At 72.9% G+C, this 17539-nt stretch carries 15 protein-coding genes; 6 read left to right on the top strand and 9 right to left on the bottom strand.

Annotation, left to right across the window (positions count from 1 at the left end):
* The first annotated feature begins 79 nt into the window (after positions 1 to 79).
* Complete coding sequence (locus ACQPZP_RS14280) at positions 80 to 505, top strand: OsmC family protein (RefSeq protein WP_433468252.1); 426 nt, start codon at positions 80 to 82, stop codon at positions 503 to 505.
* A 173-nt stretch (positions 506 to 678) separates the two neighbouring features.
* On the opposite strand, the gene ACQPZP_RS14275 is transcribed toward ACQPZP_RS14280, so the two are convergent.
* The gene (locus ACQPZP_RS14275; RefSeq protein WP_433478090.1) at positions 679 to 1485 is read right to left on the bottom strand and encodes an isoprenyl transferase; all 807 of its coding nucleotides are present in this window, start codon (positions 1483 to 1485) and stop codon (positions 679 to 681) included.
* Positions 1482 to 2258 carry a DNA repair protein RecO gene (gene recO, locus ACQPZP_RS14270; protein WP_433478089.1) on the bottom strand — a complete coding sequence of 259 codons (777 nt, stop codon included), beginning with the start codon at positions 2256 to 2258 and terminating at the stop codon, positions 1482 to 1484. The genes ACQPZP_RS14275 and recO overlap by 4 nt, the downstream gene beginning before the upstream one ends.
* A gap of 200 nt (positions 2259 to 2458) precedes the next feature.
* Between recO and ACQPZP_RS14265 the strand changes: the two genes are divergently transcribed.
* Together ACQPZP_RS14265 and ACQPZP_RS14260 are read left to right on the top strand one after the other, a co-directional pair.
* Positions 2459 to 3484: a M4 family metallopeptidase gene (locus ACQPZP_RS14265; protein ID WP_433478088.1), complete on the top strand. Its 1026-nt coding sequence runs from the start codon at positions 2459 to 2461 to the stop codon at positions 3482 to 3484.
* 2 nt (positions 3485 to 3486) lie between these two features.
* Positions 3487 to 3741, top strand: coding sequence for a protealysin inhibitor emfourin (locus ACQPZP_RS14260; RefSeq protein WP_433468248.1), 255 nt, complete (start codon positions 3487 to 3489; stop codon positions 3739 to 3741).
* A gap of 46 nt (positions 3742 to 3787) precedes the next feature.
* On the opposite strand, the gene ACQPZP_RS14255 is transcribed toward ACQPZP_RS14260, so the two are convergent.
* From ACQPZP_RS14255 to ACQPZP_RS14240, 4 genes are all read right to left on the bottom strand, one after another.
* Positions 3788 to 4984: an erythromycin esterase family protein gene (locus ACQPZP_RS14255; RefSeq protein WP_433478087.1), complete on the bottom strand. Its 1197-nt coding sequence runs from the start codon at positions 4982 to 4984 to the stop codon at positions 3788 to 3790.
* 197 nt (positions 4985 to 5181) lie between these two features.
* Positions 5182 to 6894, bottom strand: a complete 1713-nt coding sequence (leuA, locus tag ACQPZP_RS14250) for a 2-isopropylmalate synthase (RefSeq protein ID WP_433478086.1) — start codon at positions 6892 to 6894, stop codon at positions 5182 to 5184.
* Positions 6895 to 7136: 242 nt separating this feature from the next.
* On the bottom strand, positions 7137 to 7913 hold the full coding sequence (gene ddaH / locus ACQPZP_RS14245; protein WP_433478085.1) for a dimethylargininase: 777 nt from the start codon (positions 7911 to 7913) through the stop codon (positions 7137 to 7139).
* A 1-nt stretch (position 7914) separates the two neighbouring features.
* The gene (locus ACQPZP_RS14240; protein ID WP_433478084.1) at positions 7915 to 8526 is read right to left on the bottom strand and encodes a hypothetical protein; all 612 of its coding nucleotides are present in this window, start codon (positions 8524 to 8526) and stop codon (positions 7915 to 7917) included.
* A gap of 101 nt (positions 8527 to 8627) precedes the next feature.
* Here ACQPZP_RS14240 and ACQPZP_RS14235 point away from each other — a divergent pair, with 101 nt between their 5' ends.
* Positions 8628 to 9467, top strand: coding sequence for a hypothetical protein (locus ACQPZP_RS14235; RefSeq protein ID WP_433478083.1), 840 nt, complete (start codon positions 8628 to 8630; stop codon positions 9465 to 9467).
* A gap of 30 nt (positions 9468 to 9497) precedes the next feature.
* Here the strand turns inward: ACQPZP_RS14235 and era are convergent, their stop codons facing one another.
* From era to ACQPZP_RS14220, 3 genes are all read right to left on the bottom strand, one after another.
* The gene (gene era / locus ACQPZP_RS14230; protein ID WP_433478082.1) at positions 9498 to 10418 is read right to left on the bottom strand and encodes a GTPase Era; all 921 of its coding nucleotides are present in this window, start codon (positions 10416 to 10418) and stop codon (positions 9498 to 9500) included.
* A gap of 245 nt (positions 10419 to 10663) precedes the next feature.
* Positions 10664 to 14041: a BTAD domain-containing putative transcriptional regulator gene (locus ACQPZP_RS14225; protein ID WP_433478081.1), complete on the bottom strand. Its 3378-nt coding sequence runs from the start codon at positions 14039 to 14041 to the stop codon at positions 10664 to 10666.
* A gap of 52 nt (positions 14042 to 14093) precedes the next feature.
* Complete coding sequence (locus tag ACQPZP_RS14220; RefSeq protein WP_433478080.1) at positions 14094 to 16226, bottom strand: MMPL family transporter; 2133 nt, start codon at positions 16224 to 16226, stop codon at positions 14094 to 14096.
* Between the two features lie 132 nt (positions 16227 to 16358).
* Between ACQPZP_RS14220 and ACQPZP_RS14215 the strand changes: the two genes are divergently transcribed.
* Both ACQPZP_RS14215 and ACQPZP_RS14210 read left to right on the top strand, forming a co-directional pair.
* The gene (locus ACQPZP_RS14215) at positions 16359 to 16694 is read left to right on the top strand and encodes a cytidine deaminase (protein ID WP_433478079.1); all 336 of its coding nucleotides are present in this window, start codon (positions 16359 to 16361) and stop codon (positions 16692 to 16694) included.
* Positions 16695 to 16814: 120 nt separating this feature from the next.
* Positions 16815 to 17534 carry a hypothetical protein gene (locus tag ACQPZP_RS14210; RefSeq protein WP_433478078.1) on the top strand — a complete coding sequence of 240 codons (720 nt, stop codon included), beginning with the start codon at positions 16815 to 16817 and terminating at the stop codon, positions 17532 to 17534.
* Positions 17535 to 17539: the final 5 nt, after the last annotated feature.

Below are 17539 nucleotides of genomic sequence, written 5' to 3'. Positions count from 1 at the left end.
GCCCCGCGCCGGCCGCCGGCGCGGGGCGTTACGGCGGTTCGGGTGATCCGCTCACCCGGCCATGGTGGAGAATCGGGGCATGGCTACGACACGTACCGCAAACGCGCATTGGGAAGGCTCTCTGCTGGAGGGCCAGGGGACCGTCTCGCTGGACTCCTCGAAGCTCGGCACCTACGACGTGACCTGGGCATCGCGGTCCGAGGAGCCGGGCGGCCGGACGAGCCCCGAGGAGCTGATCGGCGCCGCGCACTCCACCTGCTACTCGATGGCCCTCTCGCACGCCCTCGCGGGCGCCGGGACCCCGCCGGAGAAGGTGGACACCAAGGCCGAGGTCACGTTCCAGCCGGGCGAGGGCATCACCGGCGTCCACCTGACCGTCCGGGCGAGCGTGCCCGGCCTGTCCGCGGCCGACTTCGAGAAGTTCGCCCAGGACGCCAAGGCAGGCTGCCCGGTGAGCAAGGCCCTCGCAGGCACCACCATCACCCTGGACGCCAGCCTGGTCTAAGACAGCTCGACGGCAAGAACCGGCGATCAAGCCCAGCCGGCTCCCCAGCCACGCACCAACCTGGGCCATCGCGATCGCGTCCGAAGGCAGTTTCGAGCGAAGCAAGAAACTGATCGCGCAGTGAGCCGCCAGGCGAGCCGGAGCGATGCAGCGATCGCACCAGTGGTTTTGGGTCAGGCGCCCCCAGGCGCCTGACCCAAAACCGCTGCATTAGGTACCGCTCCGCCGTAGCGGCGGTCGCGGGAGGCGTAGATCTCGCAGGCGTGCCACAGGTGGCGCCGGTCGAAGTCGGGCCAGAGGGTGTCGAGGAACACCATCTCCGCGTACGCCGACTGCCAGAGCAGGAAGTTGGACGTGCGCTGCTCCCCCGATGAGCGCAGGAACAGGTCCACGTCCGGGATGCCGGGCTCGTCCAGGTAGCGGGCGAAGACCTTCTCGTTGATCTTGTCGGGGTTGAGCCGGCCGTCCCGGACGTCCCGGGCGATCGCCGCCGCCGCGTCCGCGATCTCGGCGCGGCCGCCGTAGTTCACGCAGAACTGCAGGGTGAGGACGTCGTTGTGCCGCGTCATCTCCTCGGCCGTCTCCAGCTCCTTGATGACGCTGCGCCACAGCCGCGGCCGCCGGCCCGCCCACCGCACCCGCACGCCCATCGAGTGGAGCTGGTCGCGGCGGCGGCGGATCACGTCCCGGTTGAAGCCCATGAGGAAGCGCACCTCGTCGGGCGAGCGCTTCCAGTTCTCCGTGGAGAACGCGTACGCCGACAGATACGGGACGCCGAGCTCGATCGCGCCCATGATCACGTCGAAGAGCGAGTCCTCGCCGCGCCGGTGCCCCTCGGTGCGGGGCAGCCCGCGTTCCTTGGCCCAGCGGCCGTTGCCGTCCATGACGATGGCGACGTGCCGCGGCACCAGGTCCGCGGGGATCGGGGGCGGCGTCGCGCCGTCCCGATGCGGTTCCGGAGGCGATACGGCCCTGCTCAAACTCTCTCCCTGTCGGTCTCGTCGTCGCGCGCTTCACCGCGCGTCTCGCGTTCCACATGGCGCAGCGAACGGATCCCGTGCTCCAGATGCCACTGGAGGTAGGCGGCCACCAGCCCGCTGGTCTCCACCCGGTGCCGCTGCTCGCTGCCGTCGGCGTACTCCCAGTCGCCGCGCAGCAGCGCCAGCATCAGCGCGAACGTCGGCGGCGCCGGGGTGGCGGCGCCCGGCCGGCGGCAGTTCGCGCACACGGCGCCGCCCGCCGCGATGGCGAACCCGCGCAGCCCGCCGCGGCCGCCGCACCGGCAGCACTCGTCGAGCGCGGGCGCCCAGCCCGCGACCGACAGTGAGCGCAGCAGGTAGGCGTCCAGGACGAGCCGGGGGTCGTGGGCCCGCTCGGCGAGCGTCCGCAGCCCGCCGACCAGCAGCAGGAACTGCCGCAGCGCGGGCTCGCCCTCCTCGCTCGTGAGCTTCTCCGCCGTCTCCAGCATCGCCGTCCCCGCCGTGTAGCGGGGATAGTCGCTGACCAGCGCCTCACCGTACGGGCGCAGCGTCTCGGCCTGCGTGATCAGGTCGAGGGAGCGCCGCTCGTACAGCTGGAGGTCCACGTGGGTGAACGGCTCCAGCCGCGCGCCGAACCGGGACTTGGTCTTGCGGACCCCCTTCGCCGCGGCGCGGATCCGGCCGGTGCGCCGGGTCAGCACCGTCACGATGCGGTCGGCCTCGCCCAGCTTCTGGGTGCGCAGGACGATGCCTTCGTCGCGGTACAGGGTCACCCGTTCATTCTGACGCACGCCGCCGGATGCGTCGGCGCAGCGTCCGGGCATCTCCCCAGGATCTTCACAAGTCGCCCGGGCGATGCCGCTGCGCTGCATAACAATCACGTACCGTGACCGGATTCGGCCGTAGCGTCCCGCCGAAAGTTGTGGCTCGAATCACAAGGAACTGGCAGCGTTGTGGCATGAGATGCCACATCGTGCCACCGCACATGCTGGAGCGGATCGCCCGCGACGCCGACGACCCGGCGATGCGCGACCGAGCCCGCCGTACGCTGGCGCTCACCTCCGCGCAGTTCACCGAACGCCGGACGACCGCGGCCGGGGCCCCCTCCCCGTCCGAGGACTTCGTCCCCGACCGGACGATCAACGACGCCGGGCACCGCGAGGAACTGCCCGGCCGGACCGTCCGGGCCGAGGGAGCCCCCGCCACCGGCGACCAGACCGCCGACCGCGCCTACGACTGGCTCGGCGCCACCTTCGACTTCTTCGAGGCGGCGTACCGGCGGAACTCGATCGACGGCGCCGGGCTGAAGATGATCTCGACGGTCCACTACGGCGAGAAGTACGACAACGCGTTCTGGAACGGCGAGCAGATGGTGTACGGGGACGGCGACGGCGTCCTGTTCACCGACTTCACCGGCCCCCTCGACGTCACCGGCCACGAACTCGCCCACGGCGTCACGCAGTACACCGCGAACCTGGAGTACTACGGCCAGTCCGGCGCCCTCAACGAGTCCATGTCGGACGTGTTCGGCTCGCTCGTCAAGCAGTGGCATCTCGGTCAGACCGCCGATCAGGCCGACTGGCTCATCGGCCAGGGCCTGCTCGCCGCGAGCGTAAACGGCGTCGCGCTGCGCTCGATGAAGGAGCCCGGCACCGCCTACGACGACCCGCAGCTCGGCAAGGACCCGCAGCCCGCCCACATGGACCACTACGTCGAGACGTACCGCGACAACGGCGGCGTCCACATCAACTCGGGCATCCCCAACCACGCGTTCTACCTCGCCGCCACCGGCATCGGCGGCAACGCCTGGGAGAAGGCCGGCCGCGTCTGGTACGACACGCTCACCGGCGGCTCCCTGGCCACCGACGCCGACTTCGCCGGATTCGCCGCGGCGACGATCCAGACCGCGACCGGGCTCTACGGCGCCGACGCCGTCGAGACCAAGGCGGTGAGCCGGGCCTGGACGGGGGTAGGGGTGCCCTTGGAGGCGAACGGATAGCAGTGAAAGTGACAGTCGTCCGCAGCGGGGGATTCGCGGGAATCGAACGGCGCGCCGAGTCCGACAGCGTCAGCGATCCCATGCTGTCGAGGCTCGTCGGCCGCGTCGACCTGAAAACCGTCCCGCCGCCGGGCCGAATCCCCGACCAGTTCCTGTACGAGATCGACATCGACGGCGACCGGACCACCGTCGGCGAGGCCCAGCTCCACGGCCCCCTCCGCGAACTCGTCCACCACGTCCTCGGCCGAGCCCGCTGAGCGTGGCGCCGCTCCGCCCCGGGCGGTCGGGCCGGGGGCGGAGCGGCTAGGGCCGCGGGACGTCCTTGACGAACACGATCCCGTCGCTCCCGGCCAGGTGGTCCGGATCGAGCGGGGAATAGCCGTAGTAGGGGGACACGCGAGGGACGGGAGGCTCGTCGCCGACGGCGGTGGCCAGGCGGCGGGCGTCGATGAGGCAGCGGTCGTCCGGGAGGGCGTACAGGAGGCCTTCGACGGTGCCGGGGGGCGGGGCGTCCACTCCGTGGTGCTGAATCGTGCCCAGGGCGGTGGCCAGGAAGGCGTACTCCTGGCCCAGGCGGGTGCTCACGAGCGCGCCGGCGCCCCACCACTCCACCGGCGGGCCGCCCATCCGCATCGTGCTCTTGGCACGCTGGAGATGACCGTTGTGGCCGTTGACGAACGCCGCACCTCGTTCGGCGATGGCGAGGAGATTCCCGGCCATCATCCGGCTGCGCAGGCCCACCAGCCACGCCATGCGGGCGGGCGAGGTGTCGGCCATCCAGTAGTGGTAGCGCAGCAGGCCGGTGGCGGTGCGGCCGTACAGGCGCGCCCGGTCCCGGTCGTCCCGCGAGGCGGCCGGGTCCGGCGCCCGCCCGTCGAGCAGCACCACGAGGTCGTCGGCCAGCAGCCGCAGTTCCCTGGCGTCGGACGAGCGCCCCACCGACCGGGACGGGTCCATCATCGCGCCGGGATCGGTCCACCGCTCGTCGGCGCCGAGCAGGCGGTCGAGCGTTTCCGCGGTGCAGGGGAGCAGGTCCGCGTCCACCCGGGACGCGAGGTGATCGTGGAGCGCGGTGAGGGCCTGCCGCGGGCTCGCGGCGTGAGTGATCTCCAGCGGGCCGTCGAAACCGGCGAAGCGCACCTGCTCGGACGCGGGCCGGCCGTCGTTGTGGTCGCGCATCCAGCGCACGAGTTCGCGGTTGCCCGCGAACGCGCCCCACTCGTGGCTGAAGCCACGCTCCATGGCCTCGTCGAGGGTGCCCGCGCCCGAGGTGACGTAGTCGTCCACGACCAGGCCCATCATGCAGTCGCTCTCGATCGCGAACGTCCGGTAGCCCTCGTGCTCGACGAGCCCGCGGAAGAGGTCGTTCCGCACGCCGAGCAGGATGTCCGCACCATGGGTGGGCTCGCCCAGACCGAGCAGCCGCGGCCGGGCCGGGAGCAGGCTCATGACGGCGGCGGCGTCGACGGCATGGGCGGCGTCCTTGATTCCGGTAACCATGACTTAAACGGTATCGTTGAAGTTCAATTAGAGACTTTGTAGAGATCTCGCTGCGCCCACGAAAAGAAAGCCTCAAATAGCCGGTCGCATGCCCTCGTATTGAGAACAGCGAAAGCCGCCCTGCGTGAGGGCGGCTTTCGGAAGTCGCTGGGCGAGGACGGCCGCGCGGGGTCGCGTCCGGCACGCCGGTCTTGTCGTTACATTTCTTGCGCGCGGGCCACCCGGTTGACGGCGGACAGCATCGCCTTGAGGGACGCGGTGACGATGTTGCCGTCGATGCCGACGCCCCACACCGTGGTGCCGTTCACGTCGCACTCGACGTAGGCGGCCGCGCGCGCGTCGCCGCCCGCGCTCATCGCGTGCTCGGCGTAGTCCAGCACCCGGACGTCGATGCCGACCGTGGCGAGGGCGTCCTCGAACGCCGAGACGGGGCCGTTGCCGACGCCCTCGATCTCGCGGATCTCGCCGTCCACCCGGACGTCGCAGCTGAGCGCGTCCTTCTCGTCGACCCGGGACGTCGTCCGGTGGGCCAGCAGCCCCGCGCGCGGTCCGTTCGCGAGGAACTCCGACTCGAAGATCTCCCACATGCGCTCAGCGGTGACCTCGCCGCCCGCGCTGTCGGTGTGCTCCTGCACGACCCGGGAGAACTCGATCTGCAGCCGGCGCGGCAGCTCCAGCGAGTGCTCGGTCTTCATGATGTAGGCGACACCGCCCTTGCCGGACTGGCTGTTGACCCGGATGACGGCCTCGTACGTCCGGCCGACGTCGTGCGGGTCGATCGGCAGGTACGGGACCTCCCAGCCGTACTGCTCCACCGGTGCCCCGGCGGCCTCGGCGTCGCGCTTCAGGTGGTCGAAGCCCTTGTTGATGGCGTCCTGGTGGGAACCGGAGAACGCGGTGTAGACCAGGTCGCCGCCGTAGGGGTGCCGCTCGTGGACGGGCAGCTGGTTGCAGTACTCGACCGTCCGGCGGATCTCGTCGATGTCGGAGAAGTCGATCTGCGGGTCGACGCCCTGGGTGAACAGGTTCAGGCCGAGCGTCACCAGGCACACGTTGCCGGTGCGCTCGCCGTTGCCGAACAGGCAGCCCTCGATGCGGTCGGCGCCCGCCATGTAGCCCAGCTCGGCGGCGGCGACGGCCGTCCCGCGGTCGTTGTGCGGGTGCAGGGACAGGATGACGGAGTCCCGGTAGGCCAGGTTCCGGTTCATCCACTCGATCTGGTCGGCGTAGACGTTCGGGGTGGCCATCTCGACCGTGGCCGGCAGGTTGACGATGACCTTCTTGTCCGGGGTCGGCTTCCACACGTCGTTGACCGCGTTGCAGATCTCGACGGCGTACTCCAGCTCGGTTCCGGTGAACGACTCCGGCGAGTACTGGAAGAAGATCTCGGTGTCGCCCATGTCCTCGGCGAGCTTGGCGCACAGCTTGGCGCCCTCGACCGCGATCGCGGTGATGCCGTCGCGGTCCTGCCCGAACACCACCCGGCGCTGCAGCGTGCTGGTGGAGTTGTACAGGTGGACGATCGCCTGTTTGGCGCCGCGGACCGACTCGAAGGTCCGCTCGATCAGCTCGGGACGGGCCTGCGTCAGCACCTGGACGACGACGTCATCGGGGATGCGATCCTCGTCGATGATCTGCCGGACGAAGTCGAAGTCGGTCTGGCTGGCCGCCGGGAACCCGACCTCGATCTCCTTGTACCCCATCCGTACCAGCAGCTCGAACATCTTGAGCTTGCGGTGGGCGTCCATCGGGTCGATCAGCGCCTGGTTGCCGTCGCGCAGGTCCACCGCGCACCAGCGCGGCGCCTCGGTGATCACGCTGTCGGGCCAGGTGCGGTCGGTCAGCCTGATGGGCGCGAAGGGCTTGTAGCGCTGGAAGGGCATGCCGGAAGACTGCTGTTGCGGATACATCCGTTGAGATCTCTCTGCTCGAACCTCGCGGCCGACGTCCACGTCGAACTCCCGCAGCGAGGGAGCCGACCTGGTTACAGGCCCCCGCTGCGGCCGCTAAGGAGGAGCAGCTCACGCAACACGTTCGCCAAGTTAACAGATGCCATCCGTGTTACGGAAACGACGTCCGGATTCTGAGACGCCGTGCCCCTCCGCCGTCCCATCCTGAACGCCGTCCGGTCGGCGGGCCATTCCCGGCGGGGTCAGGGGACGAGCACGGAGAGGCAGGTCACGCAGCCGTCGAGGGCCTCGAACTCGCTGATGTCGACGCTCGTGACGCGCAGCCCGTCCTCCGCGAGCCGCGCGGCGGTGCGCGGCGCCGACGCGGACATGAGCACGTGGTCGGGCCCGAGCACCACCACGTGGGCGCCCTCCGGCTCCTGGACGACGCGCAGGAACGGCAGCACCGAGGTGTCCACCATGTCGGGGACGCCGATCAGCTCGCCGTCCGGCAGCGCGGTCATCGCCGACTTCAGATGCAGGCAGCCGCTGATGTCCACCGGGACGACCTTGCGCCCGCCCAGCAGGTGCGCGAGCCGGCAGATGCCCTCCTCGTTCGTCCGGTCCCCGCGTCCGACGTAGACGGTGTCGCCCACGGCGAGGACGTCCCCGCCGTCGAGGGTGCCCGGCGCCTCGATCCGCTCGACGCGCAGGCCGAGCTCCCGCGCCGCCTGCTCCGCGCCCGCGACCTCGTCCCGGCGGCGCTCCTCCCCGGACCGGCCGAGGATGGCGAGGTCGCCGAAGACGAGCAGGGCGTCCTCGATGAACACGGCGTCGGGCAGGTCGTCGGCGGGAGCGACGGCGCGGACCTGCCAGCCGGCCGACCGCAGCGCCGCGACGTAGGCCTCGTGCTGGCGCGCCGCCAGGGCGGCGTCCACCGGACGGGGCACCGCATGCGTGACGATCCCCTCGGCGAGGCGCGGGCCCGGCTCCCGGACCAGCGCCCGGCCGGCCGCGTTCGGGACGGTGGCGGGATTCATCTCAGCGTGCCGCCCCCTCCGTGGTCACGATGACACCGAGCGCGTAGGCGCGGGACATGCCGAGCAGGTCCGCCACGCCGTGCAGGGCGAGCCGCTCCCCCTCGCCCAGGGAGCCGTCCGCGAGCCCGATCCGGACGGCCTGCGCGAGGAACCACTCCTTGGCCTCCACCGCGAGCAGGGCCCCCGCCTGGGCGACCTCCTGCTCCAGGAACGTCCGGCGCAGCGCGAGGTCGGCGTCCACGGCGTCCCCGTCGTACTCGGGCTCGCCGTACCCGGTCACCGTCGTGATCGCGCGGGCGCGGGCCGCGGCGTCGGAGGGATCTCCGGCGCGCAGCACCAGGGCCGCCGCCGCGCGCATCCCCGCGGCGAGCGCCTCGGCCATCTGCCGCGCGGTCGGCGTCCGCAGCGCCGAGACGGGGAAGCGGCCCCGGCACGTCCGGCATTCCACGGCATGGGCGAGCCGCCACAGCGGCACCATGGGGACGAAGAACACCGAGAACCAGCGGCGCCCGGCGCGCCTCCGGTAGGCACGGTCACCCCCGCACTGCGGGCAGTGGAACGTCCCCTCACTGACGGTGCGGAACACCGCCGTCAGCCCGAAAACGAGCAACACCGGGGCTCTCCTCCCATAACGGACCTCGTTCCAAACTACCGACCCCCGGGCCCCGACGTGGCCGTCCCGGCCAATGCCGCGCCTGCGTTTACGCTGGGTTCATGACCGGTGACCTGGGATCCGACGCGGAACGGGCGCGCCCGCGCCCGACCTTCCTGCCGCCCGTCGACGGCTATCCGCCACAGCCCGGCGACCCAGCCGAGGCCGCCGTCGCCGGGCCCGGCCCGTACCCGCCGCGGCGCGGCACCGCCTGGATCGCCGCCGTGATCGCCGCCGCGTCGACGCTGCTGGTGTCGGCGTTCCTGCCGTGGGCGCGCGCCGAGGTCGTCGTCGACCTGTTCGGACGCACGCTCACCCGCGACATCGGCAGTGTGGCGGGCATCGACGCCGACGACATCGTGCTCGCCGTCCCGGTCCTCGCGGTGATCGCGATCGCGCTGGCCGCCTGGGACCTGATCGGACGGGACGCGCGGATCGGCACGCTCGCCGCCGTCCCCGGCATGCTCGCCCTGCTGGTCTCCGGCGTCTTCGTGCTGCGGCTCGGCGACGTCCGCGACCGGCTGCCCGCCACCGGCCTGGACGTCGGCTACCAGATCACCGTCCGGTACGGCTGGTACCTCGCGGTCATCACGTCCCTGTTCGTGGTTGGTTTCAGCCTGGCCCGCCCCATCAGCGAACGGGTGTCGAAGACGCAGGGGGAAGCAGGCCAGGACCCTGCGCAGTACCCCTACACGGACCAGCAGTACGCCGGCTGGCAGTACACGGACCAGCACCACGCCGACCAGGGGTATCCGACCGGCGAATCCCCCGCATGGCCCTCAGAAGACGAGGTGTGGGGCCGCCGCGAACCCGCGGAGGAAGAGACCCCACCGAATCGGGAAGACCCCCAGAAGGATCGGGATCAGTCCGAGGAGGCGCCCCCTCGGAAAGAGCCGGAGTGAGGGCCGCCCTCGCCCCGCCCAGGGCGCGGGTCAGTCGAAGCCGAGGCGGCGGAGCTGTTTGGGGTCGCGCTGCCAGTCCTTCAGGACGCTGACGCGCAGATCGAGGAAGACCTTGGTGCCGAGCAGCGCCTCGATCTGCCGCCGCGCGGCCGCGCCGACCTCGCGCAGCCGCGCGCCCTTGTGCCCGATGATGATGCCCTTCTGGCTGGAACGCTCGACGAACAGGTGCGCGTAGACGTCGATGAGATCGTCGCGGCCCTCGCGCGGCGTCATCTCGTCCACGACGACGGCGATCGAGTGGGGCAGCTCCTCCCGGACGCCCTCCAGCGCGGCCTCGCGGATCAGCTCGCCGACGAGGACCTGCTCGGGCTCGTCGGTCAGGTCGTCCTCCGGGTAGAGCGGCATGCCCTCCGGCAGATGGGAGATCAGCAGGTCGCCGGCCAGGCCGACCTGGAAGCCGCTCTCGGCGGAGCACGGAACGATGTCGGCGAACTCCCCGAGCCCGCCGACCGCGAGCAGCTGCTCGGCGACCCGCTCCGGCGCCGCCAGGTCGGTCTTGGTCACGATCGCCACCACGGGCGTCTTCTTCACCCCCGCCAGCTCCCGGGCGATGTACCTGTCCCCCGGCCCGACCGGCTGGTCCGCGGGCACGCAGAACCCGATCACGTCGACCTCGGTCAGCGTCGACCGGACGAGGCTGTCGAGCCGTTCCCCGAGCAGCGTCCTCGGCTTGTGCAGGCCGGGCGTGTCGACCACGACGAGCTGGGCGTCCGGCCGGTGCACGATCCCGCGGACGGCCCGCCGCGTCGTCTGCGGACGGCTACTGGTGATCGCCACCTTGGTCCCCACCAGGGCGTTCATCAGCGTCGACTTGCCCACGTTCGGCCGCCCGATGAAACACGCGAAACCGGCCTTGTACCCTGCGGGCACATCACTTCCCAGAGCTGTCACCCCCCAATTGTCGCCCACCCCGAGCCCGCAACGCCCATTCCGCCTGCCGCTCCAAGCCAGGCGACGACCGCGGGCCGGGCGACCGGGGGGCGCTCAGCGCCCGGGAGCCGCACGGCCCGCCGAGCCGGGCGACCGCAGCGGCACGTCGCAGACCCGGACGGTCACAACGACCTCAGACGTGCCGTGAGATCGACCGGCTCGCGGCGGGGGTTCCAGGGGGCCGCCCCTCAGTGCCAACACACCCCTCAGGCCGCGCCCGCACCGTGGCGTGAGGATCGACCGGCTCGCGACGGAGGTTCCAGGGGGCCGCTTCCCTGGGCGGACACCGCCTTCTCGACCCAGTATGCGGCGCCGAGGCGGCCGGCCACCTCGGCCGCTCTGCGGTAGTGGGCGGCGGCGACGGTCGCGGGGCGTCCCAGGTAGTGGGCGAGATCGCCGAGGATGTGCGCGACCGGGCCGACCGTGGCGACGGCGGTGGCGCCGCCGGTGAAGTGGTCCTCGTACGGCAGCAGCGCCGCGTAGGCGTCCTCGGCCATGGGACGGTCGTCGAGCGCCACGGCGCGGAGCCCGCGGATCGCCATGGTGAGGTCGAAGAAGTAGTCGAGCCGGACGGGTCCCGCCCCGGACGCGACCCGCCGGGCCTCGGCGGTGCGGCCGGCGGCGGCCAGGGCGAGGGCGTGCACGTCCGCGGTGGCGGCGACGTGCCCCCACTGCTCGTGCAGCCAGGCGGCCTCGTCCAGCATCTCCCCGGCCCGGCCCTGGACGACGCGCAGGCAGAACGGGCCGAGGACCGCCATGCCGCGCTCGCTGAACCAGATCCGGGTCCGGTCGATGGCGGCGCCGACCTCCGCGAACGCCCGTTCCGCCTCGTCGGCGGGCGCGGCGAAGGCGCGCACCAGGCCCTCGTACCAGTCCGAGATCCGGGCGAGCAGCGGCAGCCCGTACTGGTCGGCCAGCCGCCGTCCCTCCGCGAGGCTGCGGTGCGCGGCGGGCAGGTCCAGCGCGGCGACGTTCGCCTGCTGCAGTTGCAGGTGGGCGAGGACGCGGTAGGTGCCGAGGTCGTGCTCGGTGGCCAGGTCGAGCAGCTCCGACGCGATCCGGATCCGCCCGGCGAGCCCGTCCGCGGAGCGGTAGTGGTTGATGTAGGCGCCGTTGAGCGCGGCGGCGATCAGTTCCGGCGCGTCCAGTGAACGGGCCGTGCTCAGCGCCTCCTCGGAGGCCCTGGCGCCCCGGTCGTGCTGCTCGCCCTCCAGTTCCATCGCGAGCGTGGTCAGCAGCCGGACGCGCAGTTCCCGCTCGTCCGCCGGGAGCCGCGCGAGCGCCTCGTCGGTCGCGTCCACCACGGCCTGGTCGAGGCTGCCGTACTCGCGGCTCGTCCACAGCGTGGGGACGTCGAAGCCCGCGATGATCCGCGCGAGCAGCCGGACGTCTCCGAACGCGCGGGCGTCGGCGATGGCGGCGCGCCGCCGGTCCCGGGCGTCCACGACCTGCCCGGCGAGCGCGGTCGAGCGGATCGCGGCGGCCTCCGCCTCCAGCCGGTCCCGGGTCGCCTCCGGCCCCCGCGCGCGCAGCGTCTCAACGGCCCGGACCCAGAGGTCGGCCGCGGCGGTGTGCGCGTAGCGGGCCTCGGCGGCCGCGGCGGCACGGCGGGCGTACCGGACGGCCCTGGCCGGGTCCGTGCCCGCTTCGAGGTAGTGGTGCGCGATCGCGGCGGCCTCGTCGGGGGCGTGCCGTTCGAGGGCGGCGGCGACCCGGCCGTGCAGCCGGGTCCGGCGGGCCCGCGAGACACCGTCGTAGAGGGTGTCGCGGACGAGCGCGTGCGCGAACCGCATCCGGCCGGGCGCGGGCTCGGTGACCAGGCCGGTGCCGAGGCCCGCCTCGACGGCGTCGATCACCGTCTCCTCGCCGCCGGCCAGGTCGGACAGGACGCGCAGGTCCGCGTCCCGGCCGATGACGGCGGCGTCCCGCAGCACGGTCTGGACCGGGCCCGGGAGCCGGGCGATGCGGCGCCGCAGCACGTCCCCCACACCGGCGGGCACCTGGCGCGTGGCGGCGGACAGGCCCTCGGCGTCCAGCAGCCGGGCCGTCTCCCGGGTGAAGAACGGGTTGCCGCCGGTCCGTTCGGCGATCGCGGTCAGCTCGGCGTCGTCCAGGGCGGTGCCGCACGTGGCGCGGACCAGCACGGCGACCTCGGCCGGCGACAGCCCGCCCAGCTCGATCCGCGCGGGCTCGCAGCGGGCGAGCGCGGCCAGCGCGGCGGCGAGGCCGTCGGGGACCTCCGTCTGCCGGAACGTGGCGAGCAGCAGGACGCGGCGGTCCCGGAGCCTCCCGGCGAGCCGGACCAGCAGGGCGAGGGTCTCCTCGTCGGCCCAGTGCAGGTCGTCCAGGACGAGCAGGAGCGGGGCCGTTTCCGCGACGCCGGCGAGGTAGTCGCCGACGGCCAGGTGGAGCCGGAACCGCCCGGTGCCGACGTCGCCGCCGGCGGGGCCGGTGACGGCGTCGTCCAGCAGCGGGCCGAGGCGCTCGATCAGCTCGCCGGCGGGCGGGGCGGCGGTGGCCAGCTCGCGCAGCAGCTCGGCCCAGGGCCAGGCCGCGGGCGCTCCCCCGGTCTCCGGAGCCCGCCCCCAGGCGCAGGTCCAGCGCCGGCCGGCGAGATCGCGCGCGAACCTCTCGGCGAGTGCGGTCTTGCCCATGCCCGCGTCGCCGCCGACGAGGACGACGCCGCCGCGGCCCGCCTCGGCGCCGCGGGCGGCGTCCTCCAGGCGGGCCAGTTCCTGGACGCGCCCCACGAAGGCGGGGCCCTCCACGGGCTCGGGCGCCAGCCGCAGAGCCGGACGGACCCGCACCGGTTCCGTCCCGCCCAGGGCGGGCGACTGAGCGAGGATGTCGGTCTCCAGGCGGCGCAGGGCCGGGCCGGGGTCGACGCCGAGTTCCTCGGTCAGCGTCGCCCGGGCGCGGCGCAGGGCGGCGAGGGCGTCGCCCTGCCGTCCGGCCTGGTAGAGGGCGAGGGCCAGCAGCCGCCACGCCTCCTCGCGCAGCGGGTTGTCGGCCGCATGGGCCTCCAGGTCGGGGACCGCCTCGGCGGCGGACGCGAGCCGGAGCATCGCCGCGCCCCGCCGCTCGACGGCCAGGCGGCGCCGCTCGTCCAGGCGGGCGGCCTCGGCGGCGGCCCACGGCAGGTCGGCGAACTCGGCGTAGGCGGGCCCGCGCCACTCCGCGAGCGCGGCCTCCGCGCGGCGGCGCGCCTCCGGCGGGTCGCCGGGCAGCAGCTCGGCGGCCTCGTCGATCAGCGCGTCGAACCGCCACGCGTCGACGGCGCAGTCCGGCAGCCGGAGCGCGTAGCCGGGCGGCTCGGTGACGAGGATTCGCGCGGGCGTGCGCGGCGGGCGGTCCGGTTCGAGGGCGCGGCGCAGGTGCGAGACGAAGGACTGCAGGCCGGCCGCGGCGCGGGGCGGGGCCGTGCCCGCCCACAGGTCGTCGACGAGCCGGTCGGCGGGCACCATCGCGCCCCGCGCGGCGACGAGGCGCGCGAGGACGGAGCGCTGCCGGGGACCGCCGAGGTCGGCGGCAACCCCCGCCACCTCGGCGCCGAAGGCCCCGAGAACGCGTACGACAGGCGACATGTCCCGATCAGCCTAACCGGGACATGCCGCACCATCGTGATCACTCCCCCGGTTACGCGTTGCTGGGCTCGGGCTCCCGCTCGGCGGTCCCGGCGGGCTCGGCCCCGCCGTGCAGATCGATGTTCGGGAGAATGCGGGCGAGCGGCCGCGGCAGCCACCAGTTCGCGCGCCCGAGCAGCGCCATCGTGGCGGGCACCAGCACCAGCCGGACGACCGTCGCGTCCAGCGCCACGGCGACCGCGAGCCCGACCCCCATCTGCTTGATCACCAGCCCGGGGTCGGCGGCGAAGCCGAGGAACACCGCCACCATGATCAGCGCCGCGCTGGAGATGACCCGCCCGGTCGCGGCGAGTCCGCTGGTGACCGAGCCGCGCGCGTCGCCGTGCAGCAGCCACTCCTCCCTGACCCGCGAGAGCAGGAAGACCTCGTAGTCCATGGACACGCCGAACAGGACCGCGAACATCAGCAGCAGGATGAACGACGACACCGGCACGCTGTGCGGCAGGCCGAGCAGCCCGGCGCCCCAGCCCCACTGGAACACGGCCGTCAGCACCCCGTACGCGGCGCCGATCGACAGCAGGTTCATCGCGGCGGCCTTCAGCGGCGCCAGCAGCGACCGGAACACGATCATCAGCATGATGAAGGACGTGGCGACGACCGCGCCGATCACGGGCCAGAGCCGGTCGGACAGCATCCGGGACAGGTCCACGTAGGCGGCGGTCAGCCCGGTGATCTCCGTCCCCGGCGGCAGGACGTCCGCGCGGATCCCGTTGACCAGGCCGGTCACCCGCTGGTCCTGCGGCCCGTACTCCGGCGTGACGATGATCACGGCGGCGTCGCGGCGCGGGGACAGCTGGGGCGGCGACACGGCCGTGACGCCGTCCGTGCGGGCGAGGCGCTCGCGCAGGCCCGGCAGGGCGCTCTGGTCCGTCTTCTTCAGGTCGACCGCGACGATCAGCGGGCCGTTGGCCCCGTCCCCGAACCCGTCCGCCACCAGGTCGTACGCCTGCCGGACGGTGTTGGACGTCGGCTCGCTGCTCGCGTCGCTCGGCCACGTCCGCATGCCGAGCGCGGGCGCGGCGAGGGTGAGCATCAGCACGGACGCGGCGAGCAGCCACGGCCACGGGTGCCGCCCGACATGCCCGGCCCACCGCCGCACCCGCGGCGACTCCACGCTGATCGTCGCACCGGCGGCCCGGTCGCGGCGGCGCAGCACCCGGCGCCCGGCGAGGCCGAGCACGGCGGGCAGCAGCGTGACGGCGCTCAGTACGGTCGCGGCGACGACGAGGCCGGTGGTGAAGCCCATCGTCATGAAGACCGGGATCCGGGACAGCACCAGCCCGCACAGCGCCAGCAGCACCGTGAACCCCGCGAAGAGCACCGACAGGCCGGCGGTCGCGATGGCGCGGCCCACCGACTCGGGGACGTCCAGCCCCTCCGCCAGGCCCTCGCGGTGCCTGGTCAGGACGAACAACGCGTAGTCGATGCCGACGCCCAGCCCGACCATGGTGGCGAGCGTCGGCGCGGTGGTCGCGACGTCGGTGAAGGCGGCCAGCAGCGTGATCCCCGACACGCCCGCGCCGAGGCCCGCCAGCGCGACGGCCAGCGGCAGCCCCGCCGCGACCACCGACCCGAACGCCAGCAGGAGGATGATCAGCGCGGCGACGATCCCGATGCCCTCGGCGACGCCGCCGGGCGCCGTCACGTTCTCGGGGACCTGGCCGCCGAACTCCACCTGGTAGCCGGCCGCGTCCAGATTCCGCGTCGCCGACCGCAGCAGGTCGAGCGTGTCCTTGGGCTTCAGGTCCGTGACCGGCACGGAGTACCGGACGGTCAGCAGCGCGGTCGCGCCGTCCTTCCCGACCTGCGCCGGATCGACCTCGCTGACATGCGGCAGCCCGCGCAGCTCGCCGGACGCCGCGGCCAGCTTCGCCTGGTCGACCGTCCCGGACTTCGCGTGCACGACGACCCGGGCGTCGGCCCCGGACAGCGCCGGGAAACGTTGCTCCAGCAGGTCGGTGGCCTGCTGCGAACCCGTCCCGGCCAGCGTGTAGTTGTCGTGCAGGGCACCCCCGGCGACGCCGGCAAGGCCGGCCATCGCCGCCACGAGCACCAGCCACACCACGATGAACCGCCAGGGCCGCAGGGCGGCGGCCCTCCCCAGGCGGTAGAGCAGTCGGGACATCACTTCTCCCCCAGAACGGCATTGTTCGACGCCCTACAGCCTCACGCGCACCCCTTGCCGTCCACTTGGCACCGACTTGCGGACCTCAGTACCGCCCGCCGCGCCCCCGCGCGGTCCCCGTACGCTGGGGGCGTGAGCGAGCTGAACGCCGAGGACGCGAAGATCATCACCCTGGCCAGGTCGGCGCGGGCCCGCACGGGTGCCGCCGAGGGCGCCGCCGTGCGCGACGAGACGGGCCGCACCTACTCCGCCACGAGCGTGGACCTGCCGTCCCTGAAGCTGTCGGCCCTCAAGGTCGCCGTCGCGATGGCCGTCTCCAGCGGCGCCGAGGACCTGGAGGCCGCCGCCGTCGTCACCACCGCCGAAACACCGGACCCCTCGGACGTCACCGCCGTCCGCGACCTGGGCCCCAAGGCCCCCGTCCTCGTGGCCGCCCCCGACGGCACCCTCCGCACCACCCTCACCTGACACGGCGCGACCACTTTGGGGCCCGTGTTCTCTCTCGTTGGGGCCCTACGGCCCTGGGGCGCCTCCTGCGTCGTTCCTTAGCGTTTCGGGCACGTCCGAACACGACGAACGAGGAGCGACATGAAGGCGACAAGACGGGGCGTCATGACCGGAGCGGCGGCAGGCACGATCGCCCTTGCCGGGACCGCGCTCGTGATGAGCCTGAACAGCGGCCCGCAGCAGCACGCGGAGATGGCCTCCGCCGCCGGGAAGGCGTCGGCCGCCGCCGCGGCGAAGCCCCCTGGGCCCTCGCTGGCCACCTACACACGTCCCTACGTGCTGACCGATTCCCATTACTCCAAGCCGCTCAAGCGCTGCGTCAAGACGACCGCCTGGGGCAAGATCAGCTTCCAGCTGAAGGCGCCTCCGCACGGGGTCACCGGCTACAACAAGGTCAGGCTGCACGATCCGGTCGTCCGCGCCAGCGTCCTGACCAAGTGCCGCGGCGGCAAGACCGCCAAGGCGACGTCGGCCACGCTCGTCCAACGCTGGTACGAGTCGAGCTGCAAGGCGTCGGTGGAGCTGAGCGGCGGGATCGACGCGACGAAGGTCTGGTCGGTCAGCGTGACGCCCACGATCAACTGCGGCACCCGCAAGGTCGGGCAGGGACAGACCCGGTACCCGCAGGGGTCGTACAAGACGTTCACCCAGTACAACAGCGGCACCAAGCTGAAGTTCGGCTTCGTGCCGAACGCGAGCAAGCCTCTGTGCCTGTCGGTCAAGACCAGCGCCATCATCTACGTCAAGAGCAAGTCCGACTCGTCGTACTCGCCGACCATGAAGGCGTGCGTCAAGTACTGAGGCGG

The organism is Spirillospora sp. CA-142024, from assembly GCF_050942325.1.
In the GTDB taxonomy this organism is placed as follows: Bacteria; Actinomycetota; Actinomycetes; order Streptosporangiales; family Streptosporangiaceae; genus Spirillospora.
This window is presented reverse-complemented; position numbering and strand designations above follow the sequence as displayed.